The organism is Rhodococcus sp. PAMC28707 (assembly GCF_004795915.1).
Lineage (GTDB): Bacteria > Actinomycetota > Actinomycetes > Mycobacteriales > Mycobacteriaceae > Rhodococcoides.
Map to the genome: position 1 here is coordinate 2,813,914 of NZ_CP039253.1, position 16,165 is coordinate 2,830,078.

Sequence of the window (16,165 nt, forward strand, 5' to 3'; positions counted from 1 at the left end):
TGAACTCGAATACAACAGTGAACCTACTCGCTACTGAATCGGTGTCAACTTCTCGCTCGGAGAAGCAAAGCAGGCCTGGGCGACGGGCTGGCGCAGGAGCGTCTTCAGCTTGTCCGGGGCGGTGCGGCGTACGTCGCTGAGGCAGACCTCGTGGTGCTTGCCTGCCCTCCCCTCGCTGAGTGTTTCGCGCCGAAGCGAGGGGAGGGCAGGCGCGCCACCCTTTCGTTCGACGGTGCGCCGCGTCGAAGTGATCATCGGTGATCCAGTCCGGGGTCATGATCATCACCGTCGAGTCCCATTGGGACTTGTCCCGAGCCGAAGTGAACGAATCCATATCGCTCGACCATCAGAGCGCTTCGAGTGGCATCACGGTGTAGTCGCGGTCGAGCTCGTTCTTGCTGAGGGACTTCAACTTGTATGCAACGGGATAGATCGTGGCCAGAGCATCCCGGTAGGCGGTGGAGGTGTTGGGATGTGCCTACCCTCGGTGGCGCGGCTCGCCATCGATGACGGTTTGTAGTGCGTCGCCGTAGCTTTCGACGATGGTATCGGTAGATGCGGCGAGCAGCCACGGGCTTTCGACGACGTAAAGGGCGGTCATCAGTCCGGATAGCTGAGCTGCGAGCAGATGGGCACGCAACTCGGCGTCGCCCCCGGAAAGCCGCGGAGCGAGTGGTGCAATGATCATCTGCTCGATCGCTTCCTGCAGGTGTTCGCGAACCACTGGGCGGTCGGATGCGCGAACGAGTGCTGCGTAGACGGCAGCCGAGGTGCCCACCTGTCGCTGACGTGTTCTACGGACCACGAAATCGACCAGGGCGCTGCCTAATTCGTCGAGTGGGCCTTTCATGACCTCTACGAACGCGTCGGACATCGTCATCGTGCGAACGAAGAGCTTTTCCTTGGAGCCGAAGTATCGAATGACCAGAGCAGGATCCACGCCGGCGTGTCTGGCGATGTCGCGGACCCCGGTGGCGGCAAAGCCTTGTTCGGCGAACAGTTGCGCCGCGGCTGCTTGTACGGCTCGGCGGTTGTGGGCGGTACCCGACCGGGCACCCTCGTCTGAGATCTCGGCCAGCATGCTTTGCATCCTTCGTTCGGTTCGATCAACCACTTGCCACCAATCATAGTCAACAGTGTTGACAAACAACAGTCAACACTGTTGACTTGTGGCTTGTCATCATCGTTGACATTTGAACTGAAAGGTCTGTTGCGCATGCCAAACTCCAGTGACCACCGGCATCCCGACTGGGATCAGGCCTTAGGGGCCGACACCGAAGCCATCGCACCCGCTCATATTTTGGAGCATTCCCAAGCATCGGCGCCCGCCGCCGGGGAAAGTCGCACCGCGTGGCGCTCCGTCGTCGAAGCGATGGTGTTTCCGATCTTCTTCGCCGTGATGTTCGCGCTCTGCTATGTGAGCGCCTTCCACAATCCGACACCCCGGAATGTGGAAATAGTGGTCACCGGTCCGGAGTCCTCCACCACCGCACTCGTCGATCAACTCGCGAGCAAAGTCGAGGGCAAATTCGACCTCCAGACATCGACAGACACCGCTGCAGCGATCGAAAGCCTGCAAGCCCGCGAGATTGCCGGCGTCATCGAACTGGGTTCACCTATGACCGTGCACGTCGCCTCCGCCGAGGGCCCGGTGCTCGTGCAAGCAGTCGAGGGGTTGACCCAACCACTTGCCGCCGCCCAGGGACAACCGGCGAACATCGTCGATCACGCGCCGCTCGCACCCGATGACCCCACCGGCCAAGCGTTGTTCTACCTGCTCGTGGTGTCCACGATCATCGGCTACCTGACGATCACCGTCCTCGCGCAGGTTGCCCCGGCCATGCGGATGCGACCCAAGCTTGGAATTCTCGCTGCGATGTCCGTCATCGGTCTCGCGTTGTCGTACCTCGTGTCGTCGATATTCGTGGGGTTCTACGCAGCTTCGTTCGTGGAGAACCTGGCGATGCTCGCGGTGATCTTCACCTATACCTTCACCGTCGGGCTGGTCAGTATTCTGGCCAACAAGGTATTCGGCCATGCCGCGATCATGGTGGTGATGCTCCTCATGATCTTCCTGAACTTCCCCAGCGCAGGTGCGGCTGTCCCGGTCGACTTCCTTCCCGGATTCTGGTCGGGTGTCAGCAACTTCTGGATCGGCTCAGGGGCGATGGATGCGGCCCGTTCCATCGTTTACTTCGGTAGTACCGGCGTCGACAAGGGACTGTTCATCCTGGGCGGATGGCTCGTCCTCACCGTGGCACTGCTGGTCTTCACCCACCGGCCCAAGAAGACGTCGAAGGATGTTGCGGCGCACGCCGCACACTGACCCGACAATGGACGTGGACTCTTCCAGCATCTGGCGGAGTCCACGTCCATCTTTGTCTCGAAGTGCTGCCGAGTAACATCGCGAACACGATGTCCAGCCCACGTAAACGCCTGTCACCTGATCTGCGACGCGCACAATTGCTCGACATCGGGTCCCGACTGTTTGCCGAGCGGCCGTACGAAGACGTGTGGATCGAGGAGGTCGCCGACCTCGCAGGGGTCTCACGCGGCTTGATGTACCACTACTTTTCCTCGAAGCGTGACTTCTTCGCCGAGATCATTCGCGTCGAGTCGGCACGGATTCTCGAGATGACAGCCCCCGATACCTCGCTCCCGATCACCGAGCAGGTAGCAGCGGGGCTCGATGCATATATCGGTTACGTACTCGCCCACGAACACGGGGTCCGCGCGGTCAACCGAGGGGCGATGTCCGGAGACACCGAGATTCAGGCGATGGTGACGGCCGAACTCGGGGTGCAGCAGGATCGCATCCTTGCCGCCCTTCCCCCGGAGGTCCGAGAGGACGAGGTTCTCAGAATGGCGCTACGGGGATGGGTGTCGTTCGTGCGGGCTGTATGCCTCGACTGGATGGACCGCCGGACCATCTCCGAAGAAGATGTGCGCGCACTGTGCCTACGGGCGCTCGAGGGACTACTCAGGCTCTAGAAGGATCGCACGACCAGGACTATCGTGGCGGCTATGTGCCGAAACATCACGACCCTGCGCGGGCTCGAACCGCACGCCACGGACGATGAGATCGAGGCCGCGGCAAGACAGTACGTTCGCAAGATCAGTGGCGTCCAGAAGACGTCCGACGCCACCCGGGAGGCATTCGAGCAGGCCGTCGCGGAGGTGACCGCCACGACGCACCGACTGCTCGACGCGCTGCCCGACAGACGTCAACCGCCCCCCACCGTCCCGCCCCTGCGCAGGCCCGAGGTCCAGGCGCGGATTGCCGCGAAGGCTTCCGCTTCCTAGCTCTCGGCTGGTCTGGCAGGTGGCGATATCGGTGGAGGGCGGTGACAGAAGGTTGATCAGCTAACGGTCGTGAACTTCTGGATGTCGTCGATACGACGCACCGCGTCCTCGACGATCGAGGAGATCAACTCGGCACAGGTCGGCAGGTCTTCGATCATTCCGACAACCTGACCCGAAGCCAACACACCAGCACGTGTATCGCCATCGACCAAGCCTGCCTTGAGCAGCATCGGGGTGTTCGCAGCCATGATGATCTGCTGCCACGTCCGATCGCTGCTTCGGCGCATCGCAATTCCGTCGCGGGCGAGATTCGACCACGTCATACCGGTCATCGACTTGAACTTGACAGCATTACCGACAGCGGCGAACAGGCCACGAGCGGGGTTCGACTGCTCGAGGCTCGTCACCAATTCGGTGTTGAGCACCCGGTGCGGCATGCCGTCGACGCGTCGCGAGACCGTCGTGTCCTGCAGACCACGTTTGAGGTATTCCTGCTTGACCGAATCAGGGACCGTGCTCTCCTGCGTCAACAGGAATCGGGTACCCATCGCAACACCCGCTGCGCCGTAGGCCAGGGCCGCAGCGAGGCCGCGGCCGTCGTAGAAGCCGCCTGCCGCCACCACGGGGATGTCGACGGCGTCGAGCACCGACGGGAGCAGAAGCGTCGTCGCGACCGGTCCGGTGTGACCGCCGCCTTCGCCGCCCTGAACGATGACTGCATCGGCGCCCCAGGCTGCAACCTTCTTGGCGTGCTTGGCTGCACCGATCGATGGAATTACTACTACACCTGCCTTTTTGAGCAGCGCGATGAGTTCTTCCTTGGGTGCCAGTGCGAAGGATGCGACACGCACGTTCTCCCGAATCAGGAGATCGATGCGTTGACGAGCGTCGGTGGCATCTGCACGGATGTTGACGCCGAAGGGCTTGTCGGTCAACGTCTTCGTTTTCGCCACTGCCGCTTCGAGTTCGGCGTAGGTCATCGTCGCCGACGCCAGGATGCCGAGGCCACCGGCGTTGGCGGTAGCCGCGACCAGGCGCGGCCCGGCAACCCAGCCCATACCGGTCTGAACGACGGGGTGTTCGATACCGACCAGTTCGGTCAGCGGCGTGCGAAGACCGCTCATCCCTTGACCTCGCGGCTACGCGACCCCTTGGGATCGATGACGCCGAGCAGGGTCATCTCCTCGTCGGTGGGGAGCCTGGAGTCGGTGACATCGGCAGTGTCGAGTTCGAATCCGGTGTTCTCGAGCACCTCGTCGACGGTGACTCCTGGATGCACCGAGAGCAGGCGCATCGCGTGGTTCTCGCCGGAGAAGTCGAATACGCCCAGGTTGGTGACGACCCGGTGCAGATCGTGGTGGGCGAACCCTGCGTTGTCGGTGACGCGGTCGTAACCGACACCGGACACCAGATCGACGGTCTCGGTGAAGACACGTGCCGAGTGCCGCGCAATCCAGTAACTGGTGCGGTGATTGATCGTGTTGCCGGGGGCGCCGCGGGAGCCGAACATCTGTCGCGTCGGCTTGTCGTGCGGGCCGAAGTGAGAAATATTCTGGTTGCCGAACCGGTCGATCTGGTTGGCGCCCATCACGACATGACGTCGACCGCTGGCGACGACGTCGAATACCTTCCGGTACGGGATCCATCCCTCGATCGCGCCGGTGGCACCGAGTGCCGGTGTGTCGGCCATGAGGTACGCCTCTCCGTCGGAGAGGAGTAGGTCGGGCTCGGTGGTGAGTTTGGCCAGGCGGGCGCCGATGCTGGGCATGAGGCCCATCGGGCTTGCCATGATCTCGCCTGCGCCTGCGAACATATCCGCGCATGCAACTGCACAGATGTCCGCCCGGGTGATGTCTATGCCGCTCATGCGGACGCCCCTTCCTGATTTGTCAGCTGAGCGAAGCGCTTCCACCCGTCGGGTTCGGACGCTGCCTCCGCATACTGTTTCTGGAGTTCTTCGTCACGACCGTAATCAGGCACACACGAGGTGAATCCAGCACCGCCCGGTGCCTCCACTACGCCGTCGACCATCATTCGGTTCAGCAGGAGGGCCTGCGGGGGAGCGCTCGCGACGAGGTCTGCGGTATCGACGATGCGTTCGACGGAGACGAAACGCTGTTCGGCAGCAAGGCAGAACAAGTCGTCGAAGTACGGGTCAGGGCCGAGGTATGCGGCGTTGCCGTGGGCGTCGGCGAGGTTCAGGTGAACCAGCGCGGCGTCGAGTTCGAGAGCAGGCATCGCGATGAGTTCGCTGGCATCGTCGTACGGCGAGACAACGGTCTTCAACTCGGGGAAGTACTTCGGCACATCGGAACCGAGACCGGCACGCATCGGCAGGAACGGCAGTCGCTGTGCAGCAGCCTGGAGGCCGGTGTTGACCATGCCCTCGTCGAGCTCGCGGATCTCGATCGCTCCGGCCGTGCGGGCTGCGGAGAAGTACGGGTCGTACGGAATCGAGTCGAGAGAGACGAAGCCGAAGTAGAGCTTCTTCAATTTCCCTGCTGCACAGAGCAAGCCGACGTCCGGTCCGCCGAAGCTGACGACAGTCAGATCGGTCAGGTCCGAGCGGAGGATCGCCTGGATCAGAGCCATCGGCTTACGACGCGATCCCCAGCCACCGATGCCGATCGTCATGCCGCTCTTCAGCCGGCCCGCGACGTCGTCGGCGGTAATCACTTTGTTGCGCATTGCTGTCATTTTGCTGCTCCTTTGGCACGTGCGAGATCGTCCTCGAACGATGCGCGGATCTCGTCGGCGGCTCCCGACAGGTTCAGTTCGAAGGTGAAGCCCTGCTCGTAGCGGTAGCTTCTGTGTACCGGCTGCAGATCGATACCGTTGAGTGCTTCCTTCGCGGCTCGGATCACCCGCGGGTCCTTGGCCGCGATATCGCGTGCGATTTCCAAGGCCGTATCGTCCAGTTCCGCTCGCGGAACCACTCGGTAGACCGAGCCGTGGTGCTCCAACTGCTGCGCGGTGATGGTGGACGCGGTGAAGAACAGCGCACGCATGAGGTGCTGTGGGACGAGTCGGGAGAGGTGCGTCGCCGCACCCAGGGCGCCGCGGTCGACCTCGGGGAGTCCGAAGGTTGCGTCGTCGGAAGCAACGATGATGTCGGAGTTACCGACGATCCCGATGCCCCCGCCGAGGCAGAATCCCTGCACGGCGCTGATGACCGGTACCGCGCAGTCGTAGACCGCTGCGAATGCGGCGGCGCATCCCCGGTTGGCGTCGATGAGGCGTCCGTGTCCGGAGTCGCGCGCGAACTCCTTGATATCGACGCCCGCGCAGAACCCGCGGTTCTCCGCTCGCACGACCACGACGCGTGTGTTCTCGTCGCGGCTAGCTGCGGTGACTATGTCCGCGAAGTCGAACCATCCCTGTGTCGGATACGCGTTGACGGGTGGGTAGTCGACCGTGACGACGGTGATTCCGTCGGTGGTGCTCGAAGTGATTGCCATTGATCAAGGATCCTCACGTAAGCGAAAAACAAGCAAGTGCTTGGTAGGTTAACACGAAGACGGCGATATCGGTCTTCTCGACAGTCCAGGGCCCTGCTCGAAAGGGTCGCTTCCGCGGTTTTCGCCGAATTACAAGATCAACATGTCTGTCGATCAGCGGGAAACAGCCATCTACCGGGTATAGAGTTACCTTTTCGTTATCGTTACGGCGCCTCACGCGGGCGGTGCCTCTCCGATCCGGAAGGATGAAATGTCCCCGATGTCCATCGGCTTCGCGGCACGTCTGAACAAGCTCTTCAGCATCGTGCATCCCCCTGGCCGCAGGCCCCACACCAATGCCGAAGTTGCCGACGCGCTCGCCGGCAGCGGACATCAAATTTCCAAGCCGTACATTTCGCAGCTTCGATCCGGTCAACGCAACAACCCGTCGGATGAAACGGTTGCCGCACTGGCTCGCTTCTTCAAGGTCAAACCGGACTACTTCTTCAACGACATCTACGCCGCCAAAGTCGATCACGATCTCGAGCTTCTCGCGCAACTGAAAGGCTACGGCCTACGGAGGCTGTCGACCAGGGCTTTCGACCTGTCCGAGGAGTCGCAAAATCTCCTGAGTTCGATGGCGGAAAAGTTGCGAGCCAGTGAGGGTCTTCCGGAGATTCCGCCGGACAGCACCGAATAGGGCGGTTCCTTCACACATTCGGACGCAGATTCGTCGATTGGGCATGGCCGCTAGCAGCTATTCTGAAAACTTGGGGGTTGCTGAAAAGTAGCTGATGCGCTTGAATCCTCAACAAGGGATGGTTCAGTCGCCGGTTCGCCGTCGATAGTGCTGGCGAGGCGTTGAAGGGCAGTAGTACATTGACTGACGATCGCAGTGAATCGTTCGATGCGCTCGACGGTGGCCTCGCCATCGAGCAGCCCCTCCTCCGCGCAGTGTTGTCCTACACCCCGGATGGCCGACCTGCTCCGCATCCGTCCGAGTGGGTAACTCTGCACTCCGAAGACGGCGCCGCAGCGGTCCGTCTGAGGATGGCGTGCGCAGCTGGAATCGACAACGCCGTCAGTGGACCGTTCGACTCCGTGTTCTACCCGTTCGGCTCCTTCGACATCATCGTCCCGTCACGAAAGCCGGGTCAGGGCGCGTTACTGATGATCCAGTTGGCCGGACCGGATGCGCCAACCCGATTCGAATTCGACGTCGAACTCCCCGCCGACTGGGCACTGCGGGTGGAAGTCGATGGATCGGTGACGGCACTGGACGAGATGGGCAGAGGCAAAATTTACGTCGGCGCGCCGTGGGCGTTCGACGCCGAGTCCTTCCGAGTGCCGGTCCGCTACACGCTCGAGAACGGCAAGCTCGTAAAGAACATCGAACTCGGCGCCACCACTGCATATCCGGTGCTCGTGGATCCCGACCCCGACGCAATTCTCACCGGAGACGGGCGCTTGATCACCGAAACTTGGATTCCTTGGCTCGCGCCGAGCAGCGACGATGTGGCGCTGCCCGACACGAAAAAGCCGCCGAGCCAACTGTGACCTCGAACTGAGAGGTTCAGATCCGTTCGATGATGGTGCCGGTGGACAATGCCCCACCTGCGCACATGGTGATCAATGCTGTCGAACCGTTGCGACGCTCGAGCTCGTGCAGCGCAGTGGTGATCAGTCGCGAACCGGTGCTGCCGACGGGGTGACCAATTGCCAAGGCGCCACCGTTGACATTGACCTTGTCCATATCGGGCTTGTGTACCGAGGCCCAGGACAACAGAACCGAAGCGAACGCCTCATTGACCTCGAACAGGTCCAGGTCGCCGATCTTCATCCCGCTCTGCTCGAGCACCCGCGCGGTGGCCTGCACCGGACCGTCGAGGTGGAACTCGGGCTCCGCTCCGACCAAGCACTGCGAGACGATGCGGGCACGAGGGGTCAACCCAAGCGCTTTGGCGCGGTCCTCATCCATCAGAATGACCGCAGCGGCGCCGTCGGAAATCTGTGAAGAGGTACCTGCCGTGTGCATTCCGCCGTCCATCACGGGCTTCAACTTCGCCAGCGATTCCGCAGTCGTGTCACGCAAGCCCTGATCCCGGCTCACAGTCTCGTCTCCGACCTGCACCGACATGACTTCCCGGTCGAAGCGCCCCTCCTCCCATGCCGCTTTCGCGAGGGCCTGCGACCGAACGCCGAGGGCTTCGAGGTCAGCTCGGTTGATTCCGCGGCGTCGCGCTATCCGCTCTGCGGCTTCGAACTGATTCGGCATGTCGATGCTCCACGAGTCCGGCCGTCTCGGTCCCGCGTTCTCGCCGACGTTGGCACCCAGGGGAACGCGGCTCATGGCTTCTACACCGCAGGCCATTCCGGTATCGATGGCCCCGATCGAGATCAACCCGGCGATCAAATGGTTGGCCTGTTGCGCCGACCCGCACTGAGCATCGATCGTCATCGCACCGCTCTGCCAAGGCAGGCCCGCGTGAAGCCATGCAGTCCTGGTGATGTTGTTCGATTGTTCACCCGCCTGGGTGACGCATCCGCCGATGACTTGCTGGACCAACTCGGGGGCGATACCGAGCCGCTCGATTGCGCCGGTCTGGGCAAGGCCGAGCAATTCGGCAGCGTGCAGACCCGACAGCCATCCACCTCGCTTGCCGATCGGTGTACGGACGGCCTCGACGATAACGGGATTGCCCACTGCGGGCTCCTCTCTCTTCATTCGAAAGTAGAACAGGTTCCATCTTACTGTTAATGGCGGTTGACCGTATCTTCTTCCCTATCTCGACCCCTTGTGTTTGAATAAAGCTAGAACGTGTTCCATAAGAGCGCGGCCGTACAAAGTGGCTCCGAGCAGGAGCGCAGCCTGCTCGGCGCCCCGAACAGAACCGCAGCCTGTGCGTTGACCCGAGAAACTGTCAGGAGAGCAAGTGACAGACCTACATCAGGACCTCATCCGTCCCGATTTGCCGGAGGGCTTCGACCCGACCGATCCCAGTATCTACGAACAGAGGATACCGGTCGAAGAGTTCGCCGAGCTTCGCAAGACGGCTCCAATCTGGTGGTGCCCCCAGCCGCGCAACGTCGGTGGATTCGACGACGACGGATACTGGGTCGTAACCAAGCATGCCGAGATCAAAGAGATCTCCAAACGCAGCGACGTGTTCTCGAGCTTCGAGAACACCGCGATGCCGCGATTCAACGACGACATCACGCGTGAGCAGATCGAACTGCAGCGCTTCGTGATGATCAACCAGGACGCTCCCCAGCACACCAAGACCCGCAAGATCGTCGCCAAGGGATTCACCCCGCGGGCGATCGGTGGCCTGCACGACGAGCTCGAGCGTCGTGCGCAGGAGATCGTCAAGAAGGCGGCAGAGAATCCGACCGGTGACTTCGTCACCGAAATCGCCTCGGAGCTGCCGTTGCAGGCCATCGCCGATCTGCTCGGGATTCCGCAGGAGGATCGCAAGAAGATATTCGATTGGTCCAACGAGATGACCGCGTACGACGATCCGGAGTTCGACATCGACCCGGTCGAGGCGTCGACCCAGATCCTCGGGTACGCCTATGGCATCGCGGACGAACGCCGCAAGTGCCCCAAAGACGACATCATCACCACCCTGATCAACGCCGACATCGACGGTGATCACCTCGCACCCGAGGAATTCGGATTCTTCGTGATCATCCTTGCCGTCGCGGGCAACGAGACCACCCGCAATGCGCTCACCCACGGGATGGGCGCGTTCATCGACAATCCTGAGCAGTGGGAGTTGTACAAGAAGGAGCGCCCGGACACCACGGCTGACGAAGTCGTCCGTTATGCAACGCCGGTCACCTCCTTCCAGCGCACCGCCACTCAGGATTTCGACCTGAACGGCACCACGATCAAGGCCGGTGAGCGAGTCGTGATGTTCTACGGCTCCGCGAACTTCGACGAAGATGTCTTCGAGGACCCGTACAAGTTCGACATTCTACGAGACCCGAACCCGCACCTCGGATTCGGTGGCCACGGTGCCCACTACTGCATCGGGGCGAATCTCGCGCGGATGGAGATCAACCTGATGTTCAACGCGATCGCCGACCATATTCCCGACATCTCCAAGCTCGGCGATCCACGTCGACTGCGTTCGGGATGGCTCAACGGAGTCAAGGAATTTCAGGTCGACTACAAGGGCGGCTGCCCAGTCCCGCACTAGCCCGGTAGCCAACACGAAAGCGGCGGTACGTCTTTCGAAAGACGTACCGCCGCTCTCGTATGTGTAGGGCGTCTAAATGAACTTCTCCGCGAACTTCCGAAGCGAGTCCTGCTTCGCTTCCAGCGGACCGTCGAATCCGATGCCGTCGAATATCCACGGCACCGAGATGATGTCGGTGACACCGGCATCTTCGAGTTCGGCGTAACCGTCCTTACCGAAGCGGTCGATGCACACGGTCTGGATCTCGAACGGTTTGTCGGCCGTGCCGTACTCCTCTCGGAGTTCGCGCAGGCGGGCGATGACTGCGACCAGATCGTCGAACTTGATCATCGCCGATGTCCACCCGTCACCCACCCGAGCGGCGCGTCGTAGCGCCACATCGCTGTGCCCGCCGACATAGAACGGAACCGGCTTCGTCGGTGCCGGACTCATCTGAAGCTTGTCGAAATCGAAGAACTCTCCGTGGTACTCCACCATGCCGCCGTCGAGGATCGCCTTGATGACCTCGATCATCTCGTCGACTCGTTTGCCACGCTTGGCGTACGGCGCCCCACACCATTCGAATTCCTCAGGAGCCCAGCCGATCCCGACACCGAATCCGAACCGGTTGTCGGTCAGTGCAGCAACCGAACCTACCTGGCGGGCAAGCAGAACCGGGTTGCGAGACCCGAGCTTGAGGACCTGGGTATAGAACTCGATGGTCGAGGTCACCGCGCCCATCGCTGCCGCCGCGATGAGCGGATCGACCCAGGGGGTCTCGGCATTCCACATTCGTGAGCCATCAGGTGTATACGGATAGTCCGTCGACTGGGTTTCCATGTAGAACAGCGAATCCGGCAGCGCGATCGAGGAAAACCCGCACTCCTCGGCCGTCTTCGCCAGTGCCGGCAGTTCGTGTAGCGGTGTCATTGCAATACCGACCGTGTACTTCATAGCTGTTCGCTCCCTACGACCCACATCGAGAAATATTGGGACCCTCCGCCGTAGGCGTGGCCGAGGGCTTTCTTGGCATTGTCCACCTGGTGGTCGCCCGCGCGGTGCATAACCTGCATTGCGGCCTCGGCAAACCTGATCATTCCCGACGCCCCGATGGGGTTGGACGACAGAACGCCGCCGGAGCAGTTGACCGGGAGCTTACCGCCCATGGCGGTATCGCCTGCCTCGGTCAGTTTCCATCCCTGACCCTCCGGTACGAATCCGAGGTTCTCGAGCCACATCGGTTCGAACCACGAGAACGGAACATAGATTTCAGCGACGTCGATCTCTTCGAGGGGATCGGTGATTCCTGCTGCTTTCCACAGTGCCGCAGCCGCATCCCTGCCCGCCTGCGGATTGACCTGGTCACGACCGGCGAACGTCGTCGGCTCGGTGCGCATCGACGTAGCGTGGATCCAGGCGACCTTCTTGCCGTCCGCCTCGCGTGCGTGGGCAGTAGCCTCGTCGCCGATCACCACCGCGCAGGCCCCATCGGACGACGGGCACGTTTCGTCGTAACGGATGGGGTCCCACAGCATCTGTGACGCCTGAACCGATTCCAGTGTGATGTCCGGGTGCTTGAGGTGTGCGTAGGGATTCCGGCTCCCGTTGAGCCGGTCCTTCACCGCCACCATCGCGCCGATGTGCTCGGGTGCACTCGAACGGCGGATGTACGAGCGGATATGCGGCGCAAAGTATCCCCCGGCGCCTGCACCGACGGGCATATTGAAGGGCACCGGAATCGACAGGGCCCACATGGCATTGCTCTCCGATTGCTTCTCCCAAGCTACGGCGAGAACACGTTTGTGTACGCCCGACTGCACCAACGACGACGCCACGATGGCCGTCGAGCCACCCACCGAACCGGCAGTGTGGACGCGCAGGAGCGGCTTGCCGGTGGCGCCGATGGCGTCGGCCATGAACAACTCGGGCATCATGACGCCCTCGAACAGGTCGGGCGCCTTACCGATGACGACCGCATCGATGTCGTCCCACGACACTTCGGCATCGATCATCGCGCGGTCGATCGCCTCGCGCACGAGTCCTGACATCGAGACGTCGTGTCGCTTGGCGACATAGTGAGTCTGGCCGGTACCCAGTACCGCAGCGGGTTGCTTGCTCACTTATCTTCCCTCCATGACGGCAACCAAGTTTTGTTGTAGCAGTGGGCCGCTCGTTGCATGCGCGAGAACCCGACCGGCACTGCCGTCGAAGATCCTCGACGCCGCATGGCCGATTCGTTCGAGCCCGGCGGAGAACATCGGGTTCCCCACCAGCGTGCCACCGGACGGATTGATCGTCGCGGTCTCGGGGAGCCAGTCGGACAGAATCAGTTCCTGATGGGTGAACGGTGCGTGTAGTTCGGCCAGTTCGATGCCGGCAAGATCACCGCCCGACGCTTTCACGGCGGCGTTGTATGCCGACGGGGCCGTCGTCAGATCCCGTGCCCCGAAGTTCGGTGAGTCGATCAGATGCTCGATTCCGCTTATCCATGCTGGGTTTTCGCGGAGAGAACGCGCACGATCACCCGCAGCGAGGACGATCGCCGATGCTCCGTCGGTCACCGGCGCGCAATCGTGTGCGCGCAGGGGATCGGCGATGTAGTCCGCCTGCAGCAATTTCTCGATGTCGAGGTTGCCGGACAACTGTGCCAACGGATGCGCGTTGGCACGGTTGCGGACGGCGACCTCGGCCATTGCTCGCGCGTCCCACTTCCCGGCGTCGATCCCGGCACGCGCCTGGAGTCCGGCGATGGACAACGAGTCCGGCCACAGCGGAGCCACTAGATAGGGATCGAGTTGCATCGCAAGGATTTTTGCCAAAGTTCCCGCCGACGACTTTCCGAAGCCGTACACCAGCGCTGTCTCGACCTCGCCCGTCATCAGTTTGACCCAGGCCTCGTACAGTGCCCATGCCGCATCCATCTCGACGTGAGACTCGTTGATCGGCGGGACCGCACCGATGGCGTCGATAGCGGAAATGAAAGAAAATGCTCGGCCGGCCAGGTAGTCGGAAGAACCCGAGCACCAGAAGTCGATGTCGGACTTCGTGATTCCCAACTCGGCGTAAAGTTGCTGGAAACATGGAACCAGCATCTCGACGCCGTTGGTGGTACCCGCCGTCTGTGCGACATTCGGTGCCTGTGCGAAGCCCACCACTGCGATATCGGTCATGCTCTCGCCCCTCAGAGGTGGTGCTTGTAGGTGTCGTACTCGGCGTCGGGTTCACCCGTCGGCCGGAAGTACTCGATGTTCTCGAGCGTGTAACCCCATTCCTCGCGCGGCTTCCACTTGGCCTCGACCCGCATTCCCATCCGAACTTCCGCTGGATCGCATTCGAGAATCAAATGCTGAAACGGAATGTCGGCGCCGTCGAGAAGTACATATGCCGCAATGTACGGGGGCTTGATCTTCTGGCCCTTGAACGGCACATTGACGATGCAGTAGGTCGTCATGATGCCGTGATCGGGTAGTTCGACCTTCTCCGTCGTCGGCCGACCGTCCGTCGGGCTCGCGCCACGCGGCGGGACGTAGACCTTGCCGGCGGAATCTGTCCGACCCCCGATGAAGCGCCCTTCGGCGAGACCACGGAGGTAGTAGCTTTCCTCGGCCGAGGCAGTGTGGGTGTACTCGAGGCGGACGGGGGTGGTGATCATCTCGACGGGTTCCCCGGACGCATTTTCGGGTTCCGGTCCGGACTCTTCCGCTCGCTCGGCAGGTTCGAAGCACACGACATCGTGAATGTCGCCGGTGCGGTCCTGCGCCCATCGGGCGCGGACGCGCATTCCGGTGGACATCCGATCCGAGGACTCTGCGTCGACGGCATGAAGGAGTGAGGTATCGGCGCCGTCGAGCTGGATCAGCGCAAAGGCGAAAGGTCGATCGAGAGGGTGGTCGTCGTAGGGAGTCTCTACCCAGGACCAAGAAGTTACGGTGCCTGTGGAACCGACGTCGACGAAGTCGGTGACGGGTTCTTTTGTGACGGAGTCGTATTCGGGTGGGGGTACGTACACCCGCCCGTCGCTTCCTCGTCCGCCGATTATTTGCTTGCGGCGCAGGCCCGTCAAAAATGCCCCGATGGTAGGCCCGACAGAGCGGGTGTAGTCGAAGGCGTTGTTCAAGGGCGCGCTGAGTGGTGTACTCACCATAGTCACATTTTTCAGTAGAACAGGTTCTCATTATGGTGGCAAGGCCGCGCTACGGGAAGGCTCGCGAATGAAGCTCGGATTGCAGCTCGGATACTGGGGTGCACAGCCTCCTTCCGGTGCCGGAGAACTGGTCGACGCGGCCGAGGCCGCCGGCTTCGACGCCATCTTCGCCGCCGAATCCTGGGGTTCGGACGCGTTCACTCCGTTGGCGTGGTGGGGTGCGCGGACGAAATCGGTGCAGCTCGGAACTTCGGTTGCGCAGTTGTCTGCTCGTACACCGACGAATTGCGCCATGCACGCCTTGACGCTGGACCACCTGAGTGGAGGGCGGGCGATCCTGGGTCTGGGCGTCTCGGGTCCCCAGGTTGTCGAGGGGTGGTACGGGCAACCGTTCGCCAAACCCCTGGCTCGTACTCGGGAATACGTCGACATCGTGCGGCAGGTTCTCACCCGCGAAGCGCCGGTGACCAGTGCTGGCCCGCATTATCCGCTGCCTCTAGACGGAACGGGAATGGGCAAGCCGCTCAAGCCGATCACGCATCCGCTGCGCGCGGATCTGCCGATCTGGCTGGGTGCAGAAGGCCCCAAGAACATTGCCCTCGCCGCGGAGATCGCCGACGGTTGGCTGGCAATCTACTATTCGCCGCGGCTTGCATCGATGTACAACGGGTGGCTCGACGAGGGGTTCGCACGCCCGGGTGCGCGACGCAGCCGGGCCGATTTCGAGGTTGCTGCCACCTGCCAGGTAGTGCTCACCGACGATCGAGTTGCCACCATCGCACGGCTCAAGCCGACCATCGCGCTGTATGTGGGAGGCATGGGCGCGCCGGAATTGAACTTTCACGCCCAGGTGTACAACCGAATGGGTTACGACAACGAAGTCGGCGAAATCGGCAAGCTCTATCAGTCCGGGCGTAAGGACGAGGCCGCAGCGATGGTGCCCGACGAGATGGTTGCCGAAACTATGATCATCGGAAATGCCGATTACGTCCGCGAAGAGGTGAAGCGGTGGGAGGATGCGGGCGTCACGATGCTTCTGGTGACGGCAGATACTGCAGATCGAGTACATGAACTCGGGTCCTTGCTCAAGGGGTAGAACG

18 protein-coding genes are annotated in these 16,165 nt (G+C 61.9%); 7 read left to right on the forward strand and 11 right to left on the reverse strand.

From position 1 onward, the window contains the following. Positions 1-30 precede the first annotated feature (30 nt). Both E5720_RS12740 and E5720_RS12745 read right to left on the reverse strand, forming a co-directional pair. A complete protein-coding gene (locus tag E5720_RS12740; protein WP_136170956.1) occupies positions 31-255 on the reverse strand; it encodes a hypothetical protein in 225 nt (74 codons plus the stop codon). 223 nt (positions 256-478) lie between these two features. Continuing rightward, a complete protein-coding gene (locus E5720_RS12745) occupies positions 479-1,081 on the reverse strand; it encodes a TetR family transcriptional regulator (RefSeq protein ID WP_136170957.1) in 603 nt (200 codons plus the stop codon). Positions 1,082-1,216: 135 nt separating this feature from the next. Between E5720_RS12745 and E5720_RS12750 the strand changes: the two genes are divergently transcribed. The 3 genes from E5720_RS12750 (at position 1,217) to E5720_RS12760 (ending at position 3,303) form a co-directional block, all read left to right on the forward strand. Then, a complete protein-coding gene (locus tag E5720_RS12750; RefSeq protein WP_247595947.1) occupies positions 1,217-2,326 on the forward strand; it encodes an ABC transporter permease in 1,110 nt (369 codons plus the stop codon). Between the two features lie 89 nt (positions 2,327-2,415). Then, entirely contained in the window at positions 2,416-2,991 is a 576-nt protein-coding gene (locus E5720_RS12755) for a TetR/AcrR family transcriptional regulator (RefSeq protein WP_136170958.1), read from the forward strand. A gap of 33 nt (positions 2,992-3,024) precedes the next feature. Then, positions 3,025-3,303, forward strand: a complete 279-nt coding sequence (locus tag E5720_RS12760) for a DUF2277 domain-containing protein (RefSeq protein WP_136170959.1) — start codon at positions 3,025-3,027, stop codon at positions 3,301-3,303. 56 nt (positions 3,304-3,359) lie between these two features. Here E5720_RS12760 and ipdC read toward each other — a convergent pair whose 3' ends face one another. Genes ipdC through E5720_RS12780 form a run of 4 tightly spaced genes read right to left on the reverse strand, consistent with a single transcriptional unit; the run spans position 3,360 to position 6,761 of the window. Beyond that, entirely contained in the window at positions 3,360-4,427 is a 1,068-nt protein-coding gene (ipdC, locus tag E5720_RS12765; RefSeq protein ID WP_136170960.1) for a (3aS,4S,5R,7aS)-5-hydroxy-7a-methyl-1-oxo-octahydro-1H-indene-4-carboxyl-CoA dehydrogenase, read from the reverse strand. Beyond that, the gene (locus tag E5720_RS12770) at positions 4,424-5,170 is read right to left on the reverse strand and encodes a CoA-transferase (RefSeq protein ID WP_136170961.1); all 747 of its coding nucleotides are present in this window, start codon (positions 5,168-5,170) and stop codon (positions 4,424-4,426) included. The genes ipdC and E5720_RS12770 overlap by 4 nt, the downstream gene beginning before the upstream one ends. Continuing rightward, positions 5,167-6,000: a CoA-transferase gene (locus E5720_RS12775; protein ID WP_136170962.1), complete on the reverse strand. Its 834-nt coding sequence runs from the start codon at positions 5,998-6,000 to the stop codon at positions 5,167-5,169. Before E5720_RS12775 ends, E5720_RS12770 begins: the two co-directional genes overlap by 4 nt. Then, positions 5,997-6,761: an enoyl-CoA hydratase family protein gene (locus E5720_RS12780; protein ID WP_136170963.1), complete on the reverse strand. Its 765-nt coding sequence runs from the start codon at positions 6,759-6,761 to the stop codon at positions 5,997-5,999. Before E5720_RS12780 ends, E5720_RS12775 begins: the two co-directional genes overlap by 4 nt. A 259-nt stretch (positions 6,762-7,020) precedes the next feature. On the opposite strand from E5720_RS12780, the gene E5720_RS12785 reads away from it, so the two are divergent. Beyond that, positions 7,021-7,440 carry a helix-turn-helix domain-containing protein gene (locus E5720_RS12785; RefSeq protein WP_136172663.1) on the forward strand — a complete coding sequence of 140 codons (420 nt, stop codon included), beginning with the start codon at positions 7,021-7,023 and terminating at the stop codon, positions 7,438-7,440. Positions 7,441-7,619: 179 nt separating this feature from the next. Beyond that, on the forward strand, positions 7,620-8,297 hold the full coding sequence (locus E5720_RS12790) for a hypothetical protein (RefSeq protein ID WP_136170964.1): 678 nt from the start codon (positions 7,620-7,622) through the stop codon (positions 8,295-8,297). A 16-nt stretch (positions 8,298-8,313) separates the two neighbouring features. On the opposite strand, the gene E5720_RS12795 is transcribed toward E5720_RS12790, so the two are convergent. Next, positions 8,314-9,444: a steroid 3-ketoacyl-CoA thiolase gene (locus E5720_RS12795; protein WP_136170965.1), complete on the reverse strand. Its 1,131-nt coding sequence runs from the start codon at positions 9,442-9,444 to the stop codon at positions 8,314-8,316. A gap of 229 nt (positions 9,445-9,673) precedes the next feature. Between E5720_RS12795 and E5720_RS12800 the strand changes: the two genes are divergently transcribed. Then, a complete protein-coding gene (locus E5720_RS12800; protein ID WP_136170966.1) occupies positions 9,674-10,942 on the forward strand; it encodes a cytochrome P450 in 1,269 nt (422 codons plus the stop codon). A 72-nt stretch (positions 10,943-11,014) separates the two neighbouring features. On the opposite strand, the gene E5720_RS12805 is transcribed toward E5720_RS12800, so the two are convergent. From E5720_RS12805 to E5720_RS12820, 4 genes are read right to left on the reverse strand one after another with little or no spacing between them, the layout of a single operon-like run. Next, positions 11,015-11,875, reverse strand: a complete 861-nt coding sequence (locus tag E5720_RS12805; RefSeq protein WP_136170967.1) for a TIGR03619 family F420-dependent LLM class oxidoreductase — start codon at positions 11,873-11,875, stop codon at positions 11,015-11,017. After that, positions 11,872-13,041: a thiolase domain-containing protein gene (locus E5720_RS12810; protein ID WP_136170968.1), complete on the reverse strand. Its 1,170-nt coding sequence runs from the start codon at positions 13,039-13,041 to the stop codon at positions 11,872-11,874. The genes E5720_RS12805 and E5720_RS12810 overlap by 4 nt, the downstream gene beginning before the upstream one ends. Then, positions 13,042-14,091: a thiolase domain-containing protein gene (locus E5720_RS12815; RefSeq protein ID WP_136170969.1), complete on the reverse strand. Its 1,050-nt coding sequence runs from the start codon at positions 14,089-14,091 to the stop codon at positions 13,042-13,044. It lies immediately after the preceding gene. Positions 14,092-14,102: 11 nt separating this feature from the next. Further along, entirely contained in the window at positions 14,103-15,065 is a 963-nt protein-coding gene (locus E5720_RS12820) for an OB-fold nucleic acid binding domain-containing protein (protein WP_136170970.1), read from the reverse strand. 67 nt (positions 15,066-15,132) lie between these two features. Here E5720_RS12820 and E5720_RS12825 point away from each other — a divergent pair, with 67 nt between their 5' ends. Then, complete coding sequence (locus E5720_RS12825; protein ID WP_136170971.1) at positions 15,133-16,161, forward strand: LLM class F420-dependent oxidoreductase; 1,029 nt, start codon at positions 15,133-15,135, stop codon at positions 16,159-16,161. Positions 16,162-16,165: the final 4 nt, after the last annotated feature.

Excerpts from the sequence above, each read along its gene's own strand:
- E5720_RS12740 (WP_136170956.1), bottom strand. The coding sequence starts at position 255 with ATGATCACTTCGACGCGGCGCACCGTCGAACGAAAGGGTGGCGCGCCT.
- E5720_RS12745 (WP_136170957.1), bottom strand. The coding sequence starts at position 1,081 with ATGCTGGCCGAGATCTCAGACGAGGGTGCCCGGTCGGGTACCGCCCAC.
- E5720_RS12750 (WP_247595947.1), top strand. The coding sequence starts at position 1,217 with ATGCCAAACTCCAGTGACCACCGGCATCCCGACTGGGATCAGGCCTTA.
- E5720_RS12755 (WP_136170958.1), top strand. The coding sequence starts at position 2,416 with ATGTCCAGCCCACGTAAACGCCTGTCACCTGATCTGCGACGCGCACAA.
- E5720_RS12760 (WP_136170959.1), top strand. The coding sequence starts at position 3,025 with ATGTGCCGAAACATCACGACCCTGCGCGGGCTCGAACCGCACGCCACG.
- ipdC (WP_136170960.1), bottom strand. The coding sequence starts at position 4,427 with ATGAGCGGTCTTCGCACGCCGCTGACCGAACTGGTCGGTATCGAACAC.
- E5720_RS12770 (WP_136170961.1), bottom strand. The coding sequence starts at position 5,170 with ATGAGCGGCATAGACATCACCCGGGCGGACATCTGTGCAGTTGCATGC.
- E5720_RS12775 (WP_136170962.1), bottom strand. The coding sequence starts at position 6,000 with ATGACAGCAATGCGCAACAAAGTGATTACCGCCGACGACGTCGCGGGC.
- E5720_RS12780 (WP_136170963.1), bottom strand. The coding sequence starts at position 6,761 with ATGGCAATCACTTCGAGCACCACCGACGGAATCACCGTCGTCACGGTC.
- E5720_RS12785 (WP_136172663.1), top strand. The coding sequence starts at position 7,021 with ATGTCCATCGGCTTCGCGGCACGTCTGAACAAGCTCTTCAGCATCGTG.
- E5720_RS12805 (WP_136170967.1), bottom strand. The coding sequence starts at position 11,875 with ATGAAGTACACGGTCGGTATTGCAATGACACCGCTACACGAACTGCCG.
- E5720_RS12815 (WP_136170969.1), bottom strand. The coding sequence starts at position 14,091 with ATGACCGATATCGCAGTGGTGGGCTTCGCACAGGCACCGAATGTCGCA.
- E5720_RS12820 (WP_136170970.1), bottom strand. The coding sequence starts at position 15,065 with ATGGTGAGTACACCACTCAGCGCGCCCTTGAACAACGCCTTCGACTAC.
- E5720_RS12825 (WP_136170971.1), top strand. The coding sequence starts at position 15,133 with ATGAAGCTCGGATTGCAGCTCGGATACTGGGGTGCACAGCCTCCTTCC.